General features: G+C 49.0%; 1 protein-coding gene. It reads left to right on the top strand.

The window, feature by feature from the left end; translation table 11 throughout:
* The coding region (locus tag Ga0451573_RS19480; RefSeq protein ID WP_231685861.1) for a tetratricopeptide repeat protein at positions 1–245 on the top strand (245 nt) is incomplete at both ends.

The following is a 245-nucleotide window of genomic DNA, read 5'->3' as shown; positions in this document are numbered from 1 at the left end:
GTAAGCTATAACAAACTGGGAGATTATCACAAAAGCCAGGGTAACGGCGCGAAGGCCCTGGAATATTACGAAAAATCTCTGGCTATTGATGAGGCCCTGGTAGAGCTGGACCCTGACAGTGTGGATTACAGGCAGGGTCTGTCTGTAAGCTGTAACAAGCTGGGAGACTATCACAAAAGCCAGGGTAACGGCGCGAAGGCCCTGGAATATTACGAAAAATCACTGGCTATATTTGAGGCCCTGGT

This window comes from Phosphitispora fastidiosa, assembly GCF_019008365.1.
GTDB lineage: Bacteria > Bacillota > Thermincolia > Thermincolales > UBA2595 > Phosphitispora > Phosphitispora fastidiosa.
Note: the sequence above shows the minus strand (reverse complement) of the source record. Positions and strands in the feature narration are given on the sequence as shown.